This window comes from Novosphingobium sp. (genome assembly GCF_027486195.1).
Classification (GTDB): domain Bacteria; phylum Pseudomonadota; class Alphaproteobacteria; order Sphingomonadales; family Sphingomonadaceae; genus Novosphingobium.
This window is the reverse complement of record NZ_JAIXPP010000014.1, coordinates 1-16,177: the sequence shown is the minus strand read 5'-3', so window position 1 is coordinate 16,177 and position 16,177 is coordinate 1. Positions and strand designations below refer to the sequence as shown.

Annotated in this window: 15 protein-coding genes and 1 pseudogene; 2 read left to right on the top strand and 14 right to left on the bottom strand. The window is 64.3% G+C overall.

The features are described 5' to 3' along the window. The 6 genes and pseudogenes from Q0071_RS03075 to Q0071_RS03050 all read right to left on the bottom strand — a co-directional run. Positions 1-254: pseudogene (locus Q0071_RS03075) on the bottom strand (hypothetical protein); the annotation flags it as partial. 4 nt (positions 255-258) lie between these two features. After that, positions 259-714, bottom strand: a complete 456-nt coding sequence (locus Q0071_RS03070) for a hypothetical protein (protein ID WP_298165173.1) — start codon at positions 712-714, stop codon at positions 259-261. Beyond that, positions 711-1,736 carry a phosphotransferase family protein gene (locus tag Q0071_RS03065; protein WP_298165171.1) on the bottom strand — a complete coding sequence of 342 codons (1,026 nt, stop codon included), beginning with the start codon at positions 1,734-1,736 and terminating at the stop codon, positions 711-713. Before Q0071_RS03065 ends, Q0071_RS03070 begins: the two co-directional genes overlap by 4 nt. A 5-nt stretch (positions 1,737-1,741) precedes the next feature. Continuing rightward, the gene (locus Q0071_RS03060; protein ID WP_298165169.1) at positions 1,742-2,623 is read right to left on the bottom strand and encodes a cyclase family protein; all 882 of its coding nucleotides are present in this window, start codon (positions 2,621-2,623) and stop codon (positions 1,742-1,744) included. Then, entirely contained in the window at positions 2,613-4,238 is a 1,626-nt protein-coding gene (locus Q0071_RS03055; protein ID WP_298165167.1) for a class I adenylate-forming enzyme family protein, read from the bottom strand. Before Q0071_RS03055 ends, Q0071_RS03060 begins: the two co-directional genes overlap by 11 nt. A gap of 1 nt (position 4,239) precedes the next feature. Next, positions 4,240-5,865: an NAD(P)/FAD-dependent oxidoreductase gene (locus Q0071_RS03050; RefSeq protein WP_298165165.1), complete on the bottom strand. Its 1,626-nt coding sequence runs from the start codon at positions 5,863-5,865 to the stop codon at positions 4,240-4,242. 140 nt (positions 5,866-6,005) lie between these two features. On the opposite strand from Q0071_RS03050, the gene Q0071_RS03045 reads away from it, so the two are divergent. Beyond that, positions 6,006-6,776, top strand: coding sequence for an SDR family NAD(P)-dependent oxidoreductase (locus Q0071_RS03045; protein ID WP_298165163.1), 771 nt, complete (start codon positions 6,006-6,008; stop codon positions 6,774-6,776). 10 nt (positions 6,777-6,786) lie between these two features. Beyond that, on the top strand, positions 6,787-7,452 hold the full coding sequence (locus tag Q0071_RS03040) for a glutathione S-transferase N-terminal domain-containing protein (RefSeq protein ID WP_298165161.1): 666 nt from the start codon (positions 6,787-6,789) through the stop codon (positions 7,450-7,452). 1 nt (position 7,453) lies between these two features. Here the strand turns inward: Q0071_RS03040 and Q0071_RS03035 are convergent, their stop codons facing one another. The 8 genes from Q0071_RS03035 to Q0071_RS03000 form a co-directional block, all read right to left on the bottom strand. Beyond that, entirely contained in the window at positions 7,454-8,230 is a 777-nt protein-coding gene (locus tag Q0071_RS03035; protein ID WP_298165160.1) for a cyclase family protein, read from the bottom strand. Between the two features lie 3 nt (positions 8,231-8,233). Then, positions 8,234-9,160, bottom strand: a complete 927-nt coding sequence (locus Q0071_RS03030; protein ID WP_298165158.1) for a 3-keto-5-aminohexanoate cleavage protein — start codon at positions 9,158-9,160, stop codon at positions 8,234-8,236. Continuing rightward, positions 9,157-9,957: an ester cyclase gene (locus Q0071_RS03025; RefSeq protein ID WP_298165156.1), complete on the bottom strand. Its 801-nt coding sequence runs from the start codon at positions 9,955-9,957 to the stop codon at positions 9,157-9,159. The genes Q0071_RS03030 and Q0071_RS03025 overlap by 4 nt, the downstream gene beginning before the upstream one ends. After that, entirely contained in the window at positions 9,954-11,474 is a 1,521-nt protein-coding gene (locus Q0071_RS03020; RefSeq protein ID WP_298165154.1) for a long-chain-fatty-acid--CoA ligase, read from the bottom strand. The genes Q0071_RS03025 and Q0071_RS03020 overlap by 4 nt, the downstream gene beginning before the upstream one ends. A gap of 5 nt (positions 11,475-11,479) precedes the next feature. Beyond that, positions 11,480-12,658 carry an acyl-CoA dehydrogenase family protein gene (locus tag Q0071_RS03015; RefSeq protein WP_298165152.1) on the bottom strand — a complete coding sequence of 393 codons (1,179 nt, stop codon included), beginning with the start codon at positions 12,656-12,658 and terminating at the stop codon, positions 11,480-11,482. Positions 12,659-12,685: 27 nt separating this feature from the next. After that, positions 12,686-13,546, bottom strand: coding sequence for a 3-hydroxyacyl-CoA dehydrogenase family protein (locus Q0071_RS03010; protein WP_298165150.1), 861 nt, complete (start codon positions 13,544-13,546; stop codon positions 12,686-12,688). Next, positions 13,543-14,319, bottom strand: a complete 777-nt coding sequence (locus Q0071_RS03005; RefSeq protein ID WP_298165148.1) for a crotonase/enoyl-CoA hydratase family protein — start codon at positions 14,317-14,319, stop codon at positions 13,543-13,545. Before Q0071_RS03005 ends, Q0071_RS03010 begins: the two co-directional genes overlap by 4 nt. After that, a partial coding sequence (locus Q0071_RS03000; RefSeq protein ID WP_298165146.1) for an NAD(P)/FAD-dependent oxidoreductase occupies positions 14,312-16,177 on the bottom strand: 1,866 nt, incomplete at its 5' end. The genes Q0071_RS03000 and Q0071_RS03005, both read right to left, overlap by 8 nt.

Sequence of the window (16,177 nt, the reverse complement as noted above, 5' to 3'; positions counted from 1 at the left end):
ACGGTCTCCACGCTCCCGTTGAGCGAGCGCGAGACACGCAGGTTGTACTGCTTGCCATCGACGATCATCACCGCCCCGGCATCGAGCACGTTCATGTTGCGATAGGCACCCATCGTGATCTGGATCGCGACGCGCCCGTCGCCCGAATAGATCGCGAACCAGTAGCGATCAAAGAACCGGGGGTCGCTGGTCCAGACGTGGTCGAATGTGGTCGGCAACTGGTGCCACAGCGTATCGTCAAGTGCGGTCAGCATGGGGTTATGATCTCGTTGAAGAAGGAGTGGCGGACGGCACGTAGCGCATGGGTACGCGTGAGGCGCGGGCGATCATGTGATCCTGAATGGCGCGGTGCAGATCAGGCGACAGGTCCGGGTTGCAGGCGGCTTCGGCAAGCAGGGCGCGCAGCAGGTCGTTACGCGCAGTCTGCGCGGCGCTCTCGAGCATATCATTTTCAGCGGTTTCCAGCGCGGCGTCTATGTTGGCGGCGAGCCCGGACGGCAATGCGCTGCGCATGTCTTGCAGCAGGCTCAGTGTCGCCGCGTTGTCCCAGCGCAGGAAGCCCGGCACGGCGGGCAGCGCCTCGGTCACCATGCGTAAGTTCGCGATGAGGTTGTCGAGTATCGTGCGCGCAAAGGGTTCTGCGACAGCGGGCGCGACCACGGTTTCCAGAATGCGGCAGGTGCCTAGCAGCTGCTCCTCGACTGAAGGCCTCATGCCGCGCGCTCCATCATCTGCAACATGGGCCGGAAGAGCCACGAAGGGGTCTGGAACACGCGGTTGTACCGGCCCGAGACGAACTCGTTCACCGCGGTCAGTTGGATCACCGCGAGCTTCCAGCACGAAAACACGTTCCACCATGTGAGAGCGGTGTCGTCCACGGCGCGGCTGGTCAGGCGGGTGAAGGCCTCGACGATGTGCGCGCGTTCCCAGTGACCGGGGATCTGGTGCTCGCGTCGCCGCACGGGATTGGTGATCCAGCCGAGGTCTTCGAGCGGATCGCCCAAATGCGCGGTTTCCCAATCGAGCTTGGCGGTGATTCGCGTGCTCTCGATCAGCGCGTTGCCCGGTTTGAAATCGCCATGGACGAGCACGATTTCGTGCGCTTGCGGGGCCGTGCGGCGCATCCACGCCAGCACATAGTCGAGCTCCGGATGGGCTTCGAGCTGGACGCGGCGATATTCCGCCTCCCACTCGCCTAGCGCGATCTGGGACGGCGAGCCTGCAGGCACGCCGAGGCTGGAACCGAGGCCGCGCGCCTGCCAGTCGATGGCCTGAATATCGGTCAGCAGCCGCAGGAAGGTGTGGGCGAGTTCCAGCCGCTCTTCCAGTGGCCGCGCGCCATTCAGCACCATGTAGTCGCAGTGGCCTGAAACACGCTCCATGATGAGCGAAGGTGCGCCGAGGAACTGTCCGTCAGGGTCCATCCAGAACACCGCCGGTGCCACCACCGCGCTGCCTTCGAGCGCCCTCAACACATCGAACTCGCGGCGGCGCTCGGTCTTGAGCAGGGTGCCGCTGGCATCGCGCATCAGCATGAGGCGGTGCATGTGGGAGCCGCAGTCATCGTTCCAGGTCGCGTCGAAAGACCAGTTCTCGCGGCTGAGGCCGCCCGCCGAGCGGGTGAGCCCGGTGAATTGGATATCGCGCGCCGAAGGGATCGCATGGCGCACCAGTTGCGCCAGCCCATCGGCCACCAGCCGTGCCGTAGTGTCCGTCTCGTGAGCGTCCGTCGCCATAGGGATCAATAGATCGCCAGCGGGGTGATCGGGCTGCCGGTACCGCCGACGATAGGCAGCGGCGCGGCTACGAACAGGAACTCCGGCACGCCAAGCGCGGCGAAGTCCTGCAACACAAGCCCCTCCAGCAGCGGGATGCCGTAGTCGCGGATCAGGCGCTGGTGAACAGGGAAGGTCGTGCCTGCGGGAAAGGGCATTGCCTCGATCGCATAGTTGTCGGCGCCAACGAGCGCGACGCTGGCTTCGGCCAGCCAGAGCGCGGCCTCGACGTCGATGCCCGGTTCCTCGTTGAAATCGACGGTGTGCGCCGCTTTGCCCGCCTGGTTTTCCTGCCATCCGGTGCGGATGAGCACAGCATCACCGCTAGCGGGTTCCACGCCGGCGCGGCTGGCAGCGACCCTCAACTCCTCCACCCCGATCGAATAACCAAAGGGTAGGGGCGCATCATGCAGCGCGGCCACATCGAGCAGCAGCCCGCGCGTGACGATGGGCGGCAGCTTCTCCACGCCGCATTTCTTTGCGCCATGGGTGCTGTTGGTCCCTGAACCGGGGTGCCCGTTGTAGAGCTGGTCCTCGGTCCACACGTGGCACAGCGCATCAATGTGCGTGCCGATGTGGAGCGGCATGACCACGCTGTCGTCGGCAAACTGGAAGCCGTTGGCGACACGCGCGCCGGCTGCATAGTCCCCGCCGTCGCGGTCCATGAAATGGAGGAGGCCCGTGCGGTTGCTGGGCACCGGAGTTTTCTTAGACAGCGGCTGCGCGAGGCTGACGACCCGGCCCTGCCGGACAAGGCCCGTAGCCGCGAGCACTTCGCGCGTGCCGACGAGATTGAGCGCACCGATCTCGTCACTTTCGCCCCAGCGGCCCCAAGCATCACGCGACATGGGTTCTATCCTTTGCGGTGAGGGCTGCGGCTTCCGCCTTGAGCGGCTGGCGCTGGAGTTTGCCTGTGGACGTGGCGGGAAGATCGTTGCGGAACACGATCCGGTCGGGCACTTTGTAGGTCGAGGAAAGCCCGCGGGCGTGCGCGATGAGTTCGGCTTCGGTTGCGGGCTGGGCCGCGACCACGAAAGCCACGATGATCTCACCGCGCGCGGGATCGGGCGCGCCGACCACCGCGGCTTGCGCCACCGCCGTGTGTTGCAGCAACACGTCCTCGACTTCGGCGGGCGAGACATTGATCCCGGCGCGCTTGATCATTTCCGTGGCGCGGCCAAGGAAGATCAGGTCTCCGGTATCGGTTAGCTGGCCCAGGTCGCCAGTGCGATACCAGCCGTCTGCGGTGAAGGCGGCAACGTTGTGCGCGATGCTTTGCCCGCCGTAGCCCGACATCAGATAACCGGTCACCTCGATGAGGCCAGGCTGGCCGGTATCCGCTTCCACGCCGGTTTCGGCGTCGATGAATCGCAAGCTGACCCCGGGGAGCGGCGGGCCCTGGCAAGCCGCGCGGCGTTCCAGCGGCCAATCCCACGGCGTGACGCAGCAATTGCCGCAGGTCTCGCTCGAACCGTAGATGTTGCAGATATGCGCTGCGCCCAGCTGCGTTGCCGCCGCGATCACATCTTGCGGGCTGCCGATGGTGAGCCCGGTTCTGAGGCTGGCGGTGCGGGCTGTGGCAAAATCAGGGTGTGCAACGAGGGCGGCGGTCATTGTCGGCAGAGTGTAGATCGCGGTGCAGCGGTGCTGCTCGATCAGCGCGAGCGCTTCGCCCGGTTCAAACCGCTCTTGCAGAATGATCGCAGCGCCGTGGCTCATGGCGGCAGGAAGCGCGTTGGCCGAGCCATAGGCCCAGAACAACGGTGCCGAGACAAACACCCGGTCATCGCGCCCGAGGCCCATCCGTTCGCCGATGTTGAAACCATTCTCGATCACTGCGCCATGGGCGAGGCGGACAGCCTTGGGCTTGCTGGTTGAGCCTGAGGTGTAGAGAATCAGCGCGTCATCCGCCGGGTTCGGCCCCTCGCCGGGCGCAGCATCGGGGGCGGCATCGGGGGCGGCGGCGCAGAAAGCTTCATAGGTGCGCCAGCCCGGGCCCGGTGCATTTGGGGCAACCGCAATCAGTTGGCGGAGATGGGGCAGGCCCGCGCTGGCCCATTTGTTGTGCTCGAAAGCTTCCGGCACCAGCGTTTGCAGCGCAGCGAAGAAGTCTTCCTTGCCCGACGACGGCATGGCGAACAGCGCCGAAATGTGAGCGTCGCCCAGAATGAATGCAAGCTCGGCGGGCTTGGACCACGTGCTGATTGGCACGACGACAGCGCCCGCCGCGCTCGCACCCAAAAAAATCTCGAGCCATTCGATCCGGTTCGACAGAAGCACGCCGATCCGTTCGCCGCGCTGGACGCCCGCGGCCCTGAGCGCGTTCGTGATCAGGCGGGCACGCTGCGCCAGCCCAGCGTAGGTGACCGGCACGTCGCCATCAATGACCGCGCACCGTTCCGGCTCAGTCGCTGCGAGCTCGCGCAGCAGTTCGGGGAAGGTTCGGCTGATCGGCGGTTGCATGTCAGTATCCGCTCCCTATCACAAAGCCGCGATAGCCATCGGCCGCGATTTCGTTGCAGATGCCGGTATAGACTCCAAGCCCGCCGACATAGGGCAGCATCACGCGCGGCTTTCCGGGGATGTTCGCGCCCATGTACCAGCTGTTCGCCTGCACATGCAGCGTCGCCTCGGCCACCTCGCGCACGTGGTTCACCCAATCCTCTTCGGCCTTGGGTTCGGCCTCGATCACGGTGACATCGCGGTTTGCCATATCGGCGAGGCAATCACCGACCCAATCAACATGCTGCTCGATCGCCATGACGACATTGGTCAAGATCGATGGGCTGCCCGGACCGGTGATCGTGAACAGGTTGGGAAAGCCGGCGACCATCAGTCCGAGATAGGTCTTCGGGCCGTCTTGCCATTTTTCGGCAAGTGAGACGCCGCCGCGCCCGCGAATGTCGATGCGGGTGAGCGCGCCGGTCACCGCGTCATACCCAGTGGCAAAGACGATACAGTCCACCGCGTAGTGGCCGCCGGAGGTTTCGATACCGGTCGGCGTAATTTGGGTGATCGGGGTTTCGCGTGCATCGACCAGCGTGACACTCTCGCGGTTGAAGGTCGCGTAGTAGTCTGTGTCGACACAAATGCGTTTGGTGCCGATGGCATGGTCGGTGGGCGTGAGCCTGGCCGCGACGGCCGGGTCTTTGACGATTTCCCGGATCTTGCCGCGTACATAGTCCGCCGCGAGATCGTTGGCTGCCTTGTCCTTGAACAGGTCGTTGAAGGCATGGGTGAAATTTGCGCCGCCACGGGCCCAGCGCGCGTCGAATTCGCGCTGGCGCTCTTCGTCGCTCACCTCGAATGCGCCGCGCTGGCTGTACTCATAGAGTGCGCCGGATTTGGTGGCCTTGGCCTTCGCCCTAAGCTGCGCTGCATCGCGCTTCCACGCGTCCTGCACATCATCCTGGAGCGGGTGGTTCCAAGCCGGGATGCTGAAGTTGGGGGTGCGCTGGAAGACGACAAGGTGGTCAGCCGCTTGCGCAATCATTGGCGTGACCTGGATGCCCGATGAGCCGGTGCCGATCACGGCCACGGTCTGGCCCGCGAAATCGACCGGCTCGTGCGGCCAGTGACCGGTGTGATACCAAGTGCCGGCAAAGTCATCGAGGCCCGCAAAGTCAGGCTTGCGCGGCGCTGAGAGCGCGCCAGATGCCATGATGCAGAACCGCGCAGTGACGGCCTCGCCGGTTTCGGTTTCGATGCGCCAGAGGTTCTGGGGCTCGTCGTAGTGCGCTGCAGCAACACGTGTGTTGAAGCGGATGTCGCGGCGCAGATCGAACCGGTCGGCCACATGCTCGATATAGCGCAGGATCTCGGCCTGTGCGGGGTAGCGCTCGGTCCAGACCCATTCGCGCTGCAGCGCCTCGTCGAACGAATAGGAGTATTCGAGGCTGTACACATCGCAGCGCGCGCCGGGGTAGCGGTTCCAGAACCACGTGCCGCCAACGCCGCTGCCTGCCTCGAATGCGAGCACCGACAGGCCGAGGCTGCGCAGCTTGTGGATCATGTAGAGCCCGGCAAAGCCCGCACCCACGACGACAGCATCGTAGTCTGTCTTGATCGGGACGCTGACAGGCTCGGACATCGACGGAAATCCCCTCAATCATTTGGTCTGGCACTTGTCGAGCCGCATTTTTGCGCTCGACACGAGCTCGAATCAACACATATGTTGAAACATAGAAAACCCGCTGGGTTTAATCAATACCCACTGGTAAGGTGTCGGCTATGGATGATCTGACAAACAAGGTTGCGCTGGTGACCGGCGCGGGTGCGGGCATCGGCCGGGCCGTTGCGCTGCGGCTTGCGATGGGCGGTGCCGATGTGGGCCTGTTCGATCTGAATGCTGCGGGAGCCAGCGCGACGGCGGAGGCGATCAACGCGCTTGGCCGGCGGGCAGTGGTAGCATCTGGCAATGTTGCGAGCCGCGTTGAGGTGGTTCGCGGAGTCGAGGCAATCATCAGTGAACTGGGCCAGATCGACGTTCTGGTGAACAACGCCGGAGTCCTGCGCACGGCTGCTTTCCTTGACGTGACGGAGGAGGATTGGCGGCGCATATTCGCGATCAATCTCGACGGCGTGTTTCATTTTTCGCAGGCGGTGCTGCCCGCCATGGTGGCGCGCAAGAGCGGGGCTATCGTCAATGTCTCTTCGTGGACCGGCAAGAAGGGCGTGCCTAACCACGCTGCCTATGGCGCTACCAAAGCGGCGATCATCAACCTGACGCAGAGCCTTGCAGGCGAATTCGGCAGTTCGGGCATTCGCATCAACGCAGTGTGCCCGGGCATCATCGTCGATACCGAAATGCGCGCGGAGGCAGAGGAAATGAACCGCGCGCAGGGCCTGCCCGATGTGGCCACGCGGGTTCAGGCGATTCCGCTGCGCCGCGCCGGAAAGCCTGATGAAATTGCCGAACTCGTCGCCTTTCTGGCTTCGGACCGAGCCGCCTACATGACCGGACAGGCGATCAACGTCACCGGTGGACACTGGATGAACTGAGGAGCCCAAGATGATCCTGATCAGCGCCACACCGAGCCCGTTTGCGCGCAAGGTGCGCATCGCCCTAATGGAGAAGAGCGTGCCCTTCACCTTGCAGAACGAGATACCCTGGCACGCCGACACCCAGACGTCGCGCTACAACCCGCTGGAGCAGCTGCCGGTCCTGATCCCCGACGAAGCGGACCCTGTGTTCGAATCCTCACACATCATGGACTGGATCGAGTGGCGCTATCCCACGCCGCCGATGCTCCCCGATGCGCCCGAGGCGGCGCTGGAGGCCAAGCAGGTGCAGGTGATCGCCGAAGGGGTGCTCGATGCAACCGTGCTGCTGTTCTGGGAAATGCAGCGGCCCCAGCCGAGCGCTGAATGGGCGCAGCGGCAGCTGCGCAAGGTCAAGGGCGGGCTGACTGAACTCAACCGCCGTGTGGGGACACGCGAGTATGTGGTCGGCGACCGCTTCGGGCTGGCGGACATCGCGGTAATCGCGCTGCTCGGCAATCAGGACATCGTGATCGAGACGGGCATGATCCCGCTTTGGCAGGCCTATGCGCCGGATATGGCGCCATGGCACGACCTCTACCCCAACCTAGCGCGGTTCGAGGCGTTCCACCGCGATCGGCCATCGGTGCGCGCAACGGCGCCGGTAATGTTCGCCCTCACGGAAAAGATTGTCTGACCTAATCCTCGAAGATCGCCACCGCGCGGGTCCACCCCGCTGAAGCCGCGCGGATCTTCATTGGGAAGCACGCGATGGTGAAGCCGGTGGCGGGCAGAACTTCCAGATTGTGCAGCTTTTCGAGGTGGCAGTAGCCGATATCGCGGCCCGCCTTGTGGCCTTCCCAGATCAGGGCGGCATTGCCTGTCGCCTCATAGGCCTCACGCGTGTGGACGAAAGGCGCGTCCCAGCTCCAGCCATCGGTGCCGGTCAGCCGCACGCCTCGCTCTAGCAGGTACATCGTGGCGTCGTAGCCCATGCCGCAACCGGCTGTGACGTAGTCATCCTGCCCATACCGCTTGCCCGCCGCTGTGTTGACGACGACGATTTCGAGCGGCGAGAGTGTGTGGCCGATGCGCGCCAGTTCTGCCTCGACATCAGCTGCAGTGACGACATAGCCATCCGGCAGGGCGGTGAAATCGAGCTTCACGCCGGGCTGAAAGCACCAGTCGAGCGGCACTTCGTCGATCGTGATAGCGCGCTCGCCCCGATTCATCGTCGAGGCGAAGTGGTAGGGCGCATCGAGATGCGTACCGTTGTGCGTGATGAGCTCGATCTTCTCGATCGCCCATGCCTCGCCATCGGGCAGGTCACCGGGCTTCAGTCCGGGGAAGAAGCCGATCAGATCGGGGACCGAAGTCTTGTGGTCTATGTAGCTGATCTTCGGCTGATACGGCGGCGGATCGGAGATCACATCGTTCTCGAGATAGATCGACAAGTCCACAATCGTGCGCGCCATGCTCTAAAACTCCACCCTGTCGCCGCCCTTGAGGCCCAGCATCGCGCGGGCTTCGGTGGGCGTGGCCGGTTCATGGCCCATTTCGCGGATGATCCGCACTATCTTTTCCACCTGCTGCGCGTTCGAGGCGGCGAGCACGCCGCGTTCGATGAACAGGCTGTCCTCCAGCCCGACGCGGACATTGCCTCCCATCAATGCTGCTTGTGTCAGGAACGGCATCTGGTGCCGCCCGGCAGCAAGCACCGACCACTGGAAATTGTCGCGGCCGAACAGGCGGTCCGCCGTCGATTTCATGAACATCAGGTTTTCGAGATCTGGGCCGATGCCGCCGAGGATGCCGAAGATCATCTGGATGAAGAACGGCGGCTTCACCAGGCCCCGATCAACGAAATGGGCGAGGTTGTAGAGGTGGCTGACATCGTAGCACTCGTGCTCGAACTTGGTGCCGGCCTCGCCCATCACCTCGAGGATCGTGGCGATATCGCGGAAGGTGTTGCGGAAGATGAAGTCGTCGGAGCCGGTGACATAGGGCTCTTCCCAATCGTGTTTCCATTCGGAGATGCGCGCCGCTGCGCCGAAGAACGCGAAGTTCATCGAGCCCATGTTGAGCGAGCACATCTCCGGCTTGAACTGCACCGCTGCCTTCAGCCGCTCTGCCAGTGGCATCGTCGCCGAACCACCAGTGGTGATATTCACCACGGCATCGGTCTGCTGTTTGATGACCGACAGGAACTGCGCGTAGATCGCCGGATCGCCGGTGGGCTGGCCGTTGGCGGGATTGCGCGCGTGAAGGTGCAAGATGGCCGCGCCCGCCTGTGCCGCCGCGATCGACTGCTCCGCGATGTCGGACGGCGTGCAGGGCAGGGCGTCCGACATTGTCGGGGTGTGCGCGCCGCCGGTGACGGCGCAGGTGATGATGACCTTGCTCATCGCGGCGGCATCAGCGCGCGGTTGAGGCCGAGCCGGTCCGCAGTAACTTGCACATGCACAATCTGGTCTCCCTCGGAGTCGAAGATGCCAGCCAGTGCCAGCGTGACCGGTTGGCCGATCTGCGCCGTGTCGATATCATCGAACCCGCCGCGATAGGTGCCGGTGCAGGTGAGGTGGAAGGCGCCGCGCGGCCCGGCGGAAAACAGCTGGTCGACGGCGATGGCGTCGATGGCCACCAGCTCGGTAAAGCGCGGACCTGCAGCGCTGATCTCGTCGATCACTGTCCTGTCGGCCCAATTTGCGGGGGTCGTCAGCCAAGCCTGAGCCAACGCCTCCACTGCTGCGTCTGGTGCTTCGCAAGGCGCGTCCCACGGGGCGGGATGCGGGGCGCGGACCATGTCGCAGGTGCTTTCGGCGAGCTGGCGCTTGCGTGCGTAATAGTCCTCCTCTGCCCAGCCGCGATGCAGCCGCCCATTCTGGATGCGAAACAGCGTGACGCCGCCCCAGGTGGAAAGCCGCCCGCCGTGACGGCTTGACGCGCCGTGTTCGGTAAAGCGCATCGCAATGGCGTCGGGACCGATCACCGTATCGTGCACCGTTACGCAGAGGCCGGGAAACTGATCGAGCTGCGCGGCGGTTGCTGGGAGATAGGTGTCGTCGCGCCCAGCGAGCAGGAAACCGCCGATGCTGAGCGCATAGTCGGGCTCCATGATCGTCTCGACAGCCGCCACATTGTGGCAGGTCAGAAAATCAACGGCAAAGCCGCGCAGCAGGCGCGCGGAGGGGCTGAGGGTCATGCTTGTTCTTCCAACCAGCGCGGATCGCGCATTTCTTTCTTGAGGATCTTGCCCGAGGCGTTCTGCGGCAGCGCCGCCACGAAGGCGACGGCGGTTGGGCACTTGTAGTGCGCGAGCCGCGCGCGGGTGAACGCGATAAGCTCTGCTTCGCTCGGGCCAGTGCCCGCCCGCGCGACGACAAAAGCCTTGGGGGTTTCGCCCCAGCGCTCATGCGGCACGCCGATCACGGCGACGGCGGCGATCGCCGTATGATCATAGAGCACGTTCTCGATCTCGGTAGGGTAGATGTTCTCCCCGCCGGAGACGATCATGTCCTTGAAGCGGTCGTGAATGTACACGTAGCCGTCAGCGTCCTGATAGGCAGCATCGCCGGTACACATCCAGCCATCGGGGGTGATCGCTTTCGCGGTTTCCGCGGGCTTGTTCCAGTAGCCGAGCATGATCGCCTCGGACCGGATGCGGATCTCGCCGACTTCGCCGACAGCAACAGGTTGGCTAGTCGCCGGATCAACCAGCGCGAACTCGTTCCACGGCATCGGCAGGCCGCAGGCGCGCAGGCGGTGTGCGCGCGGGCCGCCCGGATCATGGTCTTCGGGGGCCATCATGATCACGGTCCCGGCGGTCTCGGTCATGCCATACGTGTTCATGAAGCCGCAGCCGAGCACGGCGATCGCGCGCTTGAGCACCGCTTCGCCAATCGGCGCGCCGCCATAGACGATGCGGTTGATGCTCGACATGTCCATCTCGGCCACGCCCGGCACTTCGAGCAGCATCTGGATCACGGTCGGCACGAAGAAACCGTGGGTGACGCGGTAGGCCTGGATCGCCGCGACGATCTCGGCCGGTACGACCTGCTGCATAAGCACGGTGTGGCCGCCCTGGCTCATCGCAGTCATGGCATAGCCGATCCCGCCGATATGGAAGAGCGGGCTGGCCACCAGATTCACGCTGCTGGCCGACATATCCCACAGCTCGCGCGCCATTCGCGCCAGAAACGAGAGGTTGTGGTGGCTCATCACCACGCCTTTGGGCAGGCCGGTCGTGCCTGAGGTGTAGAGGATCAGCAGCGGGCTGTCTGGCGTGGGCAGGGTGCCCGGATCATCCGCGCTTCCGGCATCGCGCCAGGCGGGATAGTCCGCCAGCAGGATCATGGCTGGGGGCGCAGGAGCTTCGGCCAGCAGGCCGTGCAGTTCTTCCTCGACGATCAGCAAGGCGGGCGTGCTGTCGCCAAGAATACCGGCAATCTCGCGCGGGGCGAGCCGCCAGTTGATCGGCAGGCATATCGCACCCGCCTTGGCGCAGCCGAAGAACAGCTCGAACTGCGCCGGCCCATTGCGCGCGAGGATCGCGACCCGGTCGCCAGCCTTCACGCCCTGCGCCGCCAGCGCGTGCGCCACACGGCTGGCCCGCGTGTCGAACGCTCCAAAGCTCAGCGTCTCGTCGCCGAAAGTCAGACACGGAGCATCCGGGGTCAGCGCGGCATTCTGGCGCAGCAAGGTGAGCAGGTTGGTTTCCACAGGGATCAGTAGCTCTTCGGCAGGCCCAGGCTGTGGGTTGAGACGTAGTTCAGGATCATCTCGCGGCTCACCGGCGCGGTGCGGTGCAGGCGCGCAATGAACCACAGGTCGGACAGACCATACTCGTTCGAAAGCCCGTTGCCACCATGGACCTGGATCGCCTGATCAAGCGCCTTGAGCGAGGATTCGGCCGCCGCGAACTTGGCCATGTTGGCGGTCTCGGCCGCGTCTTCCCCGCCATCGCAAAGCTGCGCGGCGCGTGCATTGAGCAGGCGAGAGGCCTGCACATTGATGTAGGCTTCGGCCAGCGGGTGGGCAACGCCCTGATGGGCGCCGATCGGTGTGTTCCACACCGATCGGTCCTTGGCATATTGCGCGGCCTGCGTGATCGCGAAGCGCGAGATGCCGTTGTTGATCGCGGCGGCGGCGATGCGCTCGGGGTTGAGGCCGGAGAACACCTGCTTGAGGCCTGCACCCGGCTCACCGATCAGGGCTTCATCGGGCACCTCGACATTGTCGTAAAAAACCGAGAACTGCTTTTCAGACGTGCGCAGTGCGGAATCGATCTGGGTCATCGAAATGCCCGGTGTGCTGGTGGGTATCACGAACAGCGACAGACCCTGCCGCGAGCCGTCGTTCACCGGCACGCCGTCGCGCGCCACGAGCATGACCGCGTCCGACTGATCGATATCCGAAGTCCAGTACTTTGCGCCGTTGATCACCCAACCATTGCCCTTGCGCACCGCGTGGGTGGTGACCTTGTGGGTGTTCGAGCCTGCGTTCGGCTCTGTAATGCCGAAGCACATCTTGCGCTTGCCGCTGGCAATGCCGGGCAGCCATTCCTGCTTCATCGCGTCGCTGCCGCAAGCCGCGATGATCGGTGCGGTGATCGAGGAGATGACCATCGAGAGGATCGGGCAACCGTGTGCTGCAGTTTCCTCGATGCAGATGTTGAGTTCGGCCAGACCGCCGCCACCGCCGCCGTAGGCCTCGGAGACGTGAACACCCAGGAACCCTGCCTCGCCTAGCGCCGACCACAGCGCTTCAGGCTGCTCGCCCTTGTTCACCACGTCCTGGAAATACTTCCGGCCAAACTTACCGACGAGCTTGCTGACACTGTCGCGCAGATCGCGGTGGTGGTCGGCGGTATCGCAGAGCGATGTTTGGAAAAGATCAGACGACATTCGAAAAGCTCCAGACTTGAAATTTGCTCACTGCGGCCAGGTGAAGAAGCCTTGGCCCGATTTGGCGCCGAGTTTGCCTGCGGCGACCATGTCGATGAGGATTTGCGGTGGGGCGAAACGGGGGCCGTGGGCGGCCTCCAGCGTGCGCGCGATATCGAGCCGGACGTCGATGCCGACGATATCGCTGAGGCGCAGCGGACCCACCGGGTGACGATAGGCAACGACCGCGGCCCGGTCGATATCCTCGGCCGATGCGACGCCCGATTCGAGCATGCGCATCGCCTCAAGGCTGGCGATCAGATCGAGCCGGCTTGTGGCAAAACCAGGCACATCGCGCACGGTGAGCGACTGCTTGCCAATAGCTGTCACATATGCGCGAGCGGCTTCCAGCGTTTCCGGCAAGGTTTTCGCGCCTTCGACCAGTTCGACCAGATGGATCGACCAGACCGGATTGAAAAAGTGCATGCCGAGGAAAATCCCGGGATCGGGCAAGGCCTGCGCCAGCCGGTCGATCGACATCGCGCTGGTGTTGCTACCAATTAGCTTTGGCGCGCGGCGCGCAATCCGGGCCAGAATGTCGAGCTTGAGCTCCAGCCGTTCAGGGACCGTTTCGATCACCAGATCGAGACCCTCCTGCAACAGGTCCACAGCCGCAATCCGCGTGATCCGGTTTTCAAGCGCTGCCGCACCCGGTGCATCAAGCTTGCCGCGCGTGATGGCGGAGGCGGCCGTCTTGCTGATCGTGTCCCGCAGCCCGAGCGCCCGCGCATCATCCGGCTCGACGACCGTGACCTGCGCCCCCGCCATGGCACTGACATAGACGATACCGACGCCCATCGTGCCGCCGCCGACCACGGCGATCTGCTGGTTTGCCAAAGCTTCGTTCATCGTCCGGTCCATTGTGCAGGGCGTTTTTCGGCAAAGGCGCGTGCGCCTTCATTCGCGTCGTCAGAGGCAAGAACGCTGTCTACGAGCGGGCGCTGGCGGTCCCAGATTTCGGCCTCGGGCCACTCGCGCGATTCGCGGATGATGCGCTTGGTCATCGCCGTGCTCAGCGGCGCGTTGGCGGTGATGGCCTCGGCGAGCGCAAGTGCGCCTTCAAGCGCGCCGCCTTCGGGCGTGATCCGGTTGACGAGGCCCCAGCGGTGCGCTGTCGCCGCGTCCATGCGTGCGCCGGTCAGCGCATATTCCAGCGCGATCGTCTCAGGAATGCGGCGCGGCAACCGCACCAGCCCGCCTGAGCCTGCGACCAGGCCGCGCGCCACTTCGGGGAGGCCAAACCAGGCGGTTTCAGCTGCGACGATGAGATCGCAGGCCAGAGCCAGTTCACAGCCGCCTGCCAGAGCGAAGCCTTCTACTGCGGCAATGACAGGCTTTTTCGGCGGCGCTTCGGTAATCCCCGCGAAACCGCGGCCTTCGAGCTCGGGCCGCTCGCCATCGGCAAAGGCCTTGAGGTCCATGCCTGCGCAGAACGAGCTGCCACGCCCGGTGATCACGCCCACGCGCAATTCGAGGTCGGCGTCAAGCCGGTCCAGCGCGCCAGCGATGGCGAGCGACACCGCATGCGTCACCGCGTTGCGCTGCTGCGGGCGGTTGATCGCGATGACGAGGACCGCGCCGTGCTGTTCGATCTCGACGGGGCCGTGCATTGGGCTATCCATGGGCAGGCCTCCCAAGGATGTATTCGCCGAGATCCGCTGTCTCGGTCATGGTCCAGAAGTCGATGATCCGGAACGGGTTGTTGACGACGACCCGGCCTTTGGAATTCTTGTAGTAGGTCTCGACGCCGGGGTAGGTCCACACCATGCCGGCGTGGGTCTGATCGACCTTCACGTTGTAGGCGTCGTGGACATCCTCGCGCACTTCCACTTGCGTGGCGCCTGCAGCCAGAGTCTGCTGAATGAGCGACATCACATAGTGCATCTGCCGCTCGAGCACGGTGATCAGGCTGCCACCGTGCCCGAACTGGGTGTTGGGCCCATAGAGGCAGAAGAAGTTGGGGTATCCGGGAACGACTGTGCCGAGATAGGCGCGCGCATCGTCGCCCTTCCAGTCCTTGTGCAGTTCGCGTCCACCAAGCCCGACGACCTTCATCGGCGCCAAGAGGTTGACCACGTCAAAGCCCGTCGCCCAGATCAGCACATCCGCCTTGTGAACTGCGTCATCCTGCGTGCGGATCCCGTCCGGCATGGCCTCGACCACCGAGCCGGTGACGAGCGTGACATTGTCCTTCGCCAATGTGCGGAACCAGCCGTTGTCCAGGAGCATGCGCTTGCCGAAGGGCGGGTAATCCGGCAGCACTTGCGGCAGCAGATGCGTCGCCCCGCCAAGTTCCGAGGTGATATAGGCCTCAAGCCCCTTGCGGTGCGCATCGTTGATCGGGTTGATCGAACGGCCATGGCCGTCCCACGCAGGATCCTGTTGCAGCGCCTCGTAGAGCTTGTCGTTGAACGCCCAGCTGAGCCGAATGCGGTACCAGCGGCGGTACAGCGGAACCGCATCAAGCAATCGGCGCAGCGGTTCGGGGATGGTCTTGCCGAACTTCGGAAAGGGCGCGGCCCATTGCGGGGTGCGCTGCACGATTGTCAGCGACGCGACGGTGTCCGCAATCGCGGGCGCAACCTGCATCGCGCTCGCACCGTTGCCGATCAGCACCACATCGCGCCCTTCCATCGGCACGCCTTCATCCGGATAAGTGGCAGTGTGGAAGCTGGGGCCCTTGAAGGTTTCGAGCCCTGGGATATCGGGCAGCCGGGGCTTGTTGAACGCGCCGACGCCGCTGATCAGGATCGACGCGCGCAAGGTTTCGCTCTTGCCCGTCTCGTTGGTGACGAGGGCGGTCCATTCGCCTGCAGCCTCGTCAAACCGCGCTTCGGTCACCTCAACGCCGAAGCGGATGTGCCGGGTGATGTCGTGATCGGCTGCGACCTTTTCGAGATAGCCGTGGATCTCCCGGCTGCCGGCGAAGAAGCGCGACCAGTCGTAGGGCGCGAACGAGAACGAATAGAGATGGCTCGGCACGTCACAGGCTGCGCCCGGATAGCGGTTCTCGAGCCAAACGCCGCCGGGTCGATCATGGCGCTCGACGATCGTATACGGAATGCCCGCTTCCGCCAGCTGGATGGCGGCGCACAGGCCCGAAATCCCCGCGCCAATGATCAGCGCGCGAAAACCTTCCGGAACCGGGGCAGGTGCCGTCTCTCTGCCGTCAGCCGCTGGCAGATCGAGATCCGCGCGGATCATCGGGGCGTATGTTGCGGGGACAGTTTCGCCGAGCGAGACGCTCATCATCTCGACGAGTAGCGAATCTGACGGGTTCACCAGGGGAGCCAGCTCTCCGCCAAAATGCCGGGTCAGCGCGGCGTGGGCGGCATCGCGGATTTCGCGCTGCACATCATCGGGCAGACCGCCGCTGTCGTTGTCGTCCATCCCGCGCGTGCGGGTGGGGATGAACTTGCCTTCGATCCAGCTCCGTTCGCCCGTCAGCTGGACCAGCAGACAGGCAAGAGTCGGCACATT

What these genes read in the sequence shown, in the direction of transcription:
- Q0071_RS03070 (WP_298165173.1), bottom strand. Translation starts at nt 714, where the DNA reads ATGAGGCCTTCAGTCGAGGAGCAGCTGCTAGGCACCTGCCGCATTCTG.
- Q0071_RS03065 (WP_298165171.1), bottom strand. Translation starts at nt 1,736, where the DNA reads ATGGCGACGGACGCTCACGAGACGGACACTACGGCACGGCTGGTGGCC.
- Q0071_RS03060 (WP_298165169.1), bottom strand. Translation starts at nt 2,623, where the DNA reads ATGTCGCGTGATGCTTGGGGCCGCTGGGGCGAAAGTGACGAGATCGGT.
- Q0071_RS03055 (WP_298165167.1), bottom strand. Translation starts at nt 4,238, where the DNA reads ATGCAACCGCCGATCAGCCGAACCTTCCCCGAACTGCTGCGCGAGCTC.
- Q0071_RS03050 (WP_298165165.1), bottom strand. Translation starts at nt 5,865, where the DNA reads ATGTCCGAGCCTGTCAGCGTCCCGATCAAGACAGACTACGATGCTGTC.
- Q0071_RS03045 (WP_298165163.1), top strand. Translation starts at nt 6,006, where the DNA reads ATGGATGATCTGACAAACAAGGTTGCGCTGGTGACCGGCGCGGGTGCG.
- Q0071_RS03040 (WP_298165161.1), top strand. Translation starts at nt 6,787, where the DNA reads ATGATCCTGATCAGCGCCACACCGAGCCCGTTTGCGCGCAAGGTGCGC.
- Q0071_RS03035 (WP_298165160.1), bottom strand. Translation starts at nt 8,230, where the DNA reads ATGGCGCGCACGATTGTGGACTTGTCGATCTATCTCGAGAACGATGTG.
- Q0071_RS03030 (WP_298165158.1), bottom strand. Translation starts at nt 9,160, where the DNA reads ATGAGCAAGGTCATCATCACCTGCGCCGTCACCGGCGGCGCGCACACC.
- Q0071_RS03025 (WP_298165156.1), bottom strand. Translation starts at nt 9,957, where the DNA reads ATGACCCTCAGCCCCTCCGCGCGCCTGCTGCGCGGCTTTGCCGTTGAT.
- Q0071_RS03015 (WP_298165152.1), bottom strand. Translation starts at nt 12,658, where the DNA reads ATGTCGTCTGATCTTTTCCAAACATCGCTCTGCGATACCGCCGACCAC.
- Q0071_RS03010 (WP_298165150.1), bottom strand. Translation starts at nt 13,546, where the DNA reads ATGAACGAAGCTTTGGCAAACCAGCAGATCGCCGTGGTCGGCGGCGGC.
- Q0071_RS03005 (WP_298165148.1), bottom strand. Translation starts at nt 14,319, where the DNA reads ATGGATAGCCCAATGCACGGCCCCGTCGAGATCGAACAGCACGGCGCG.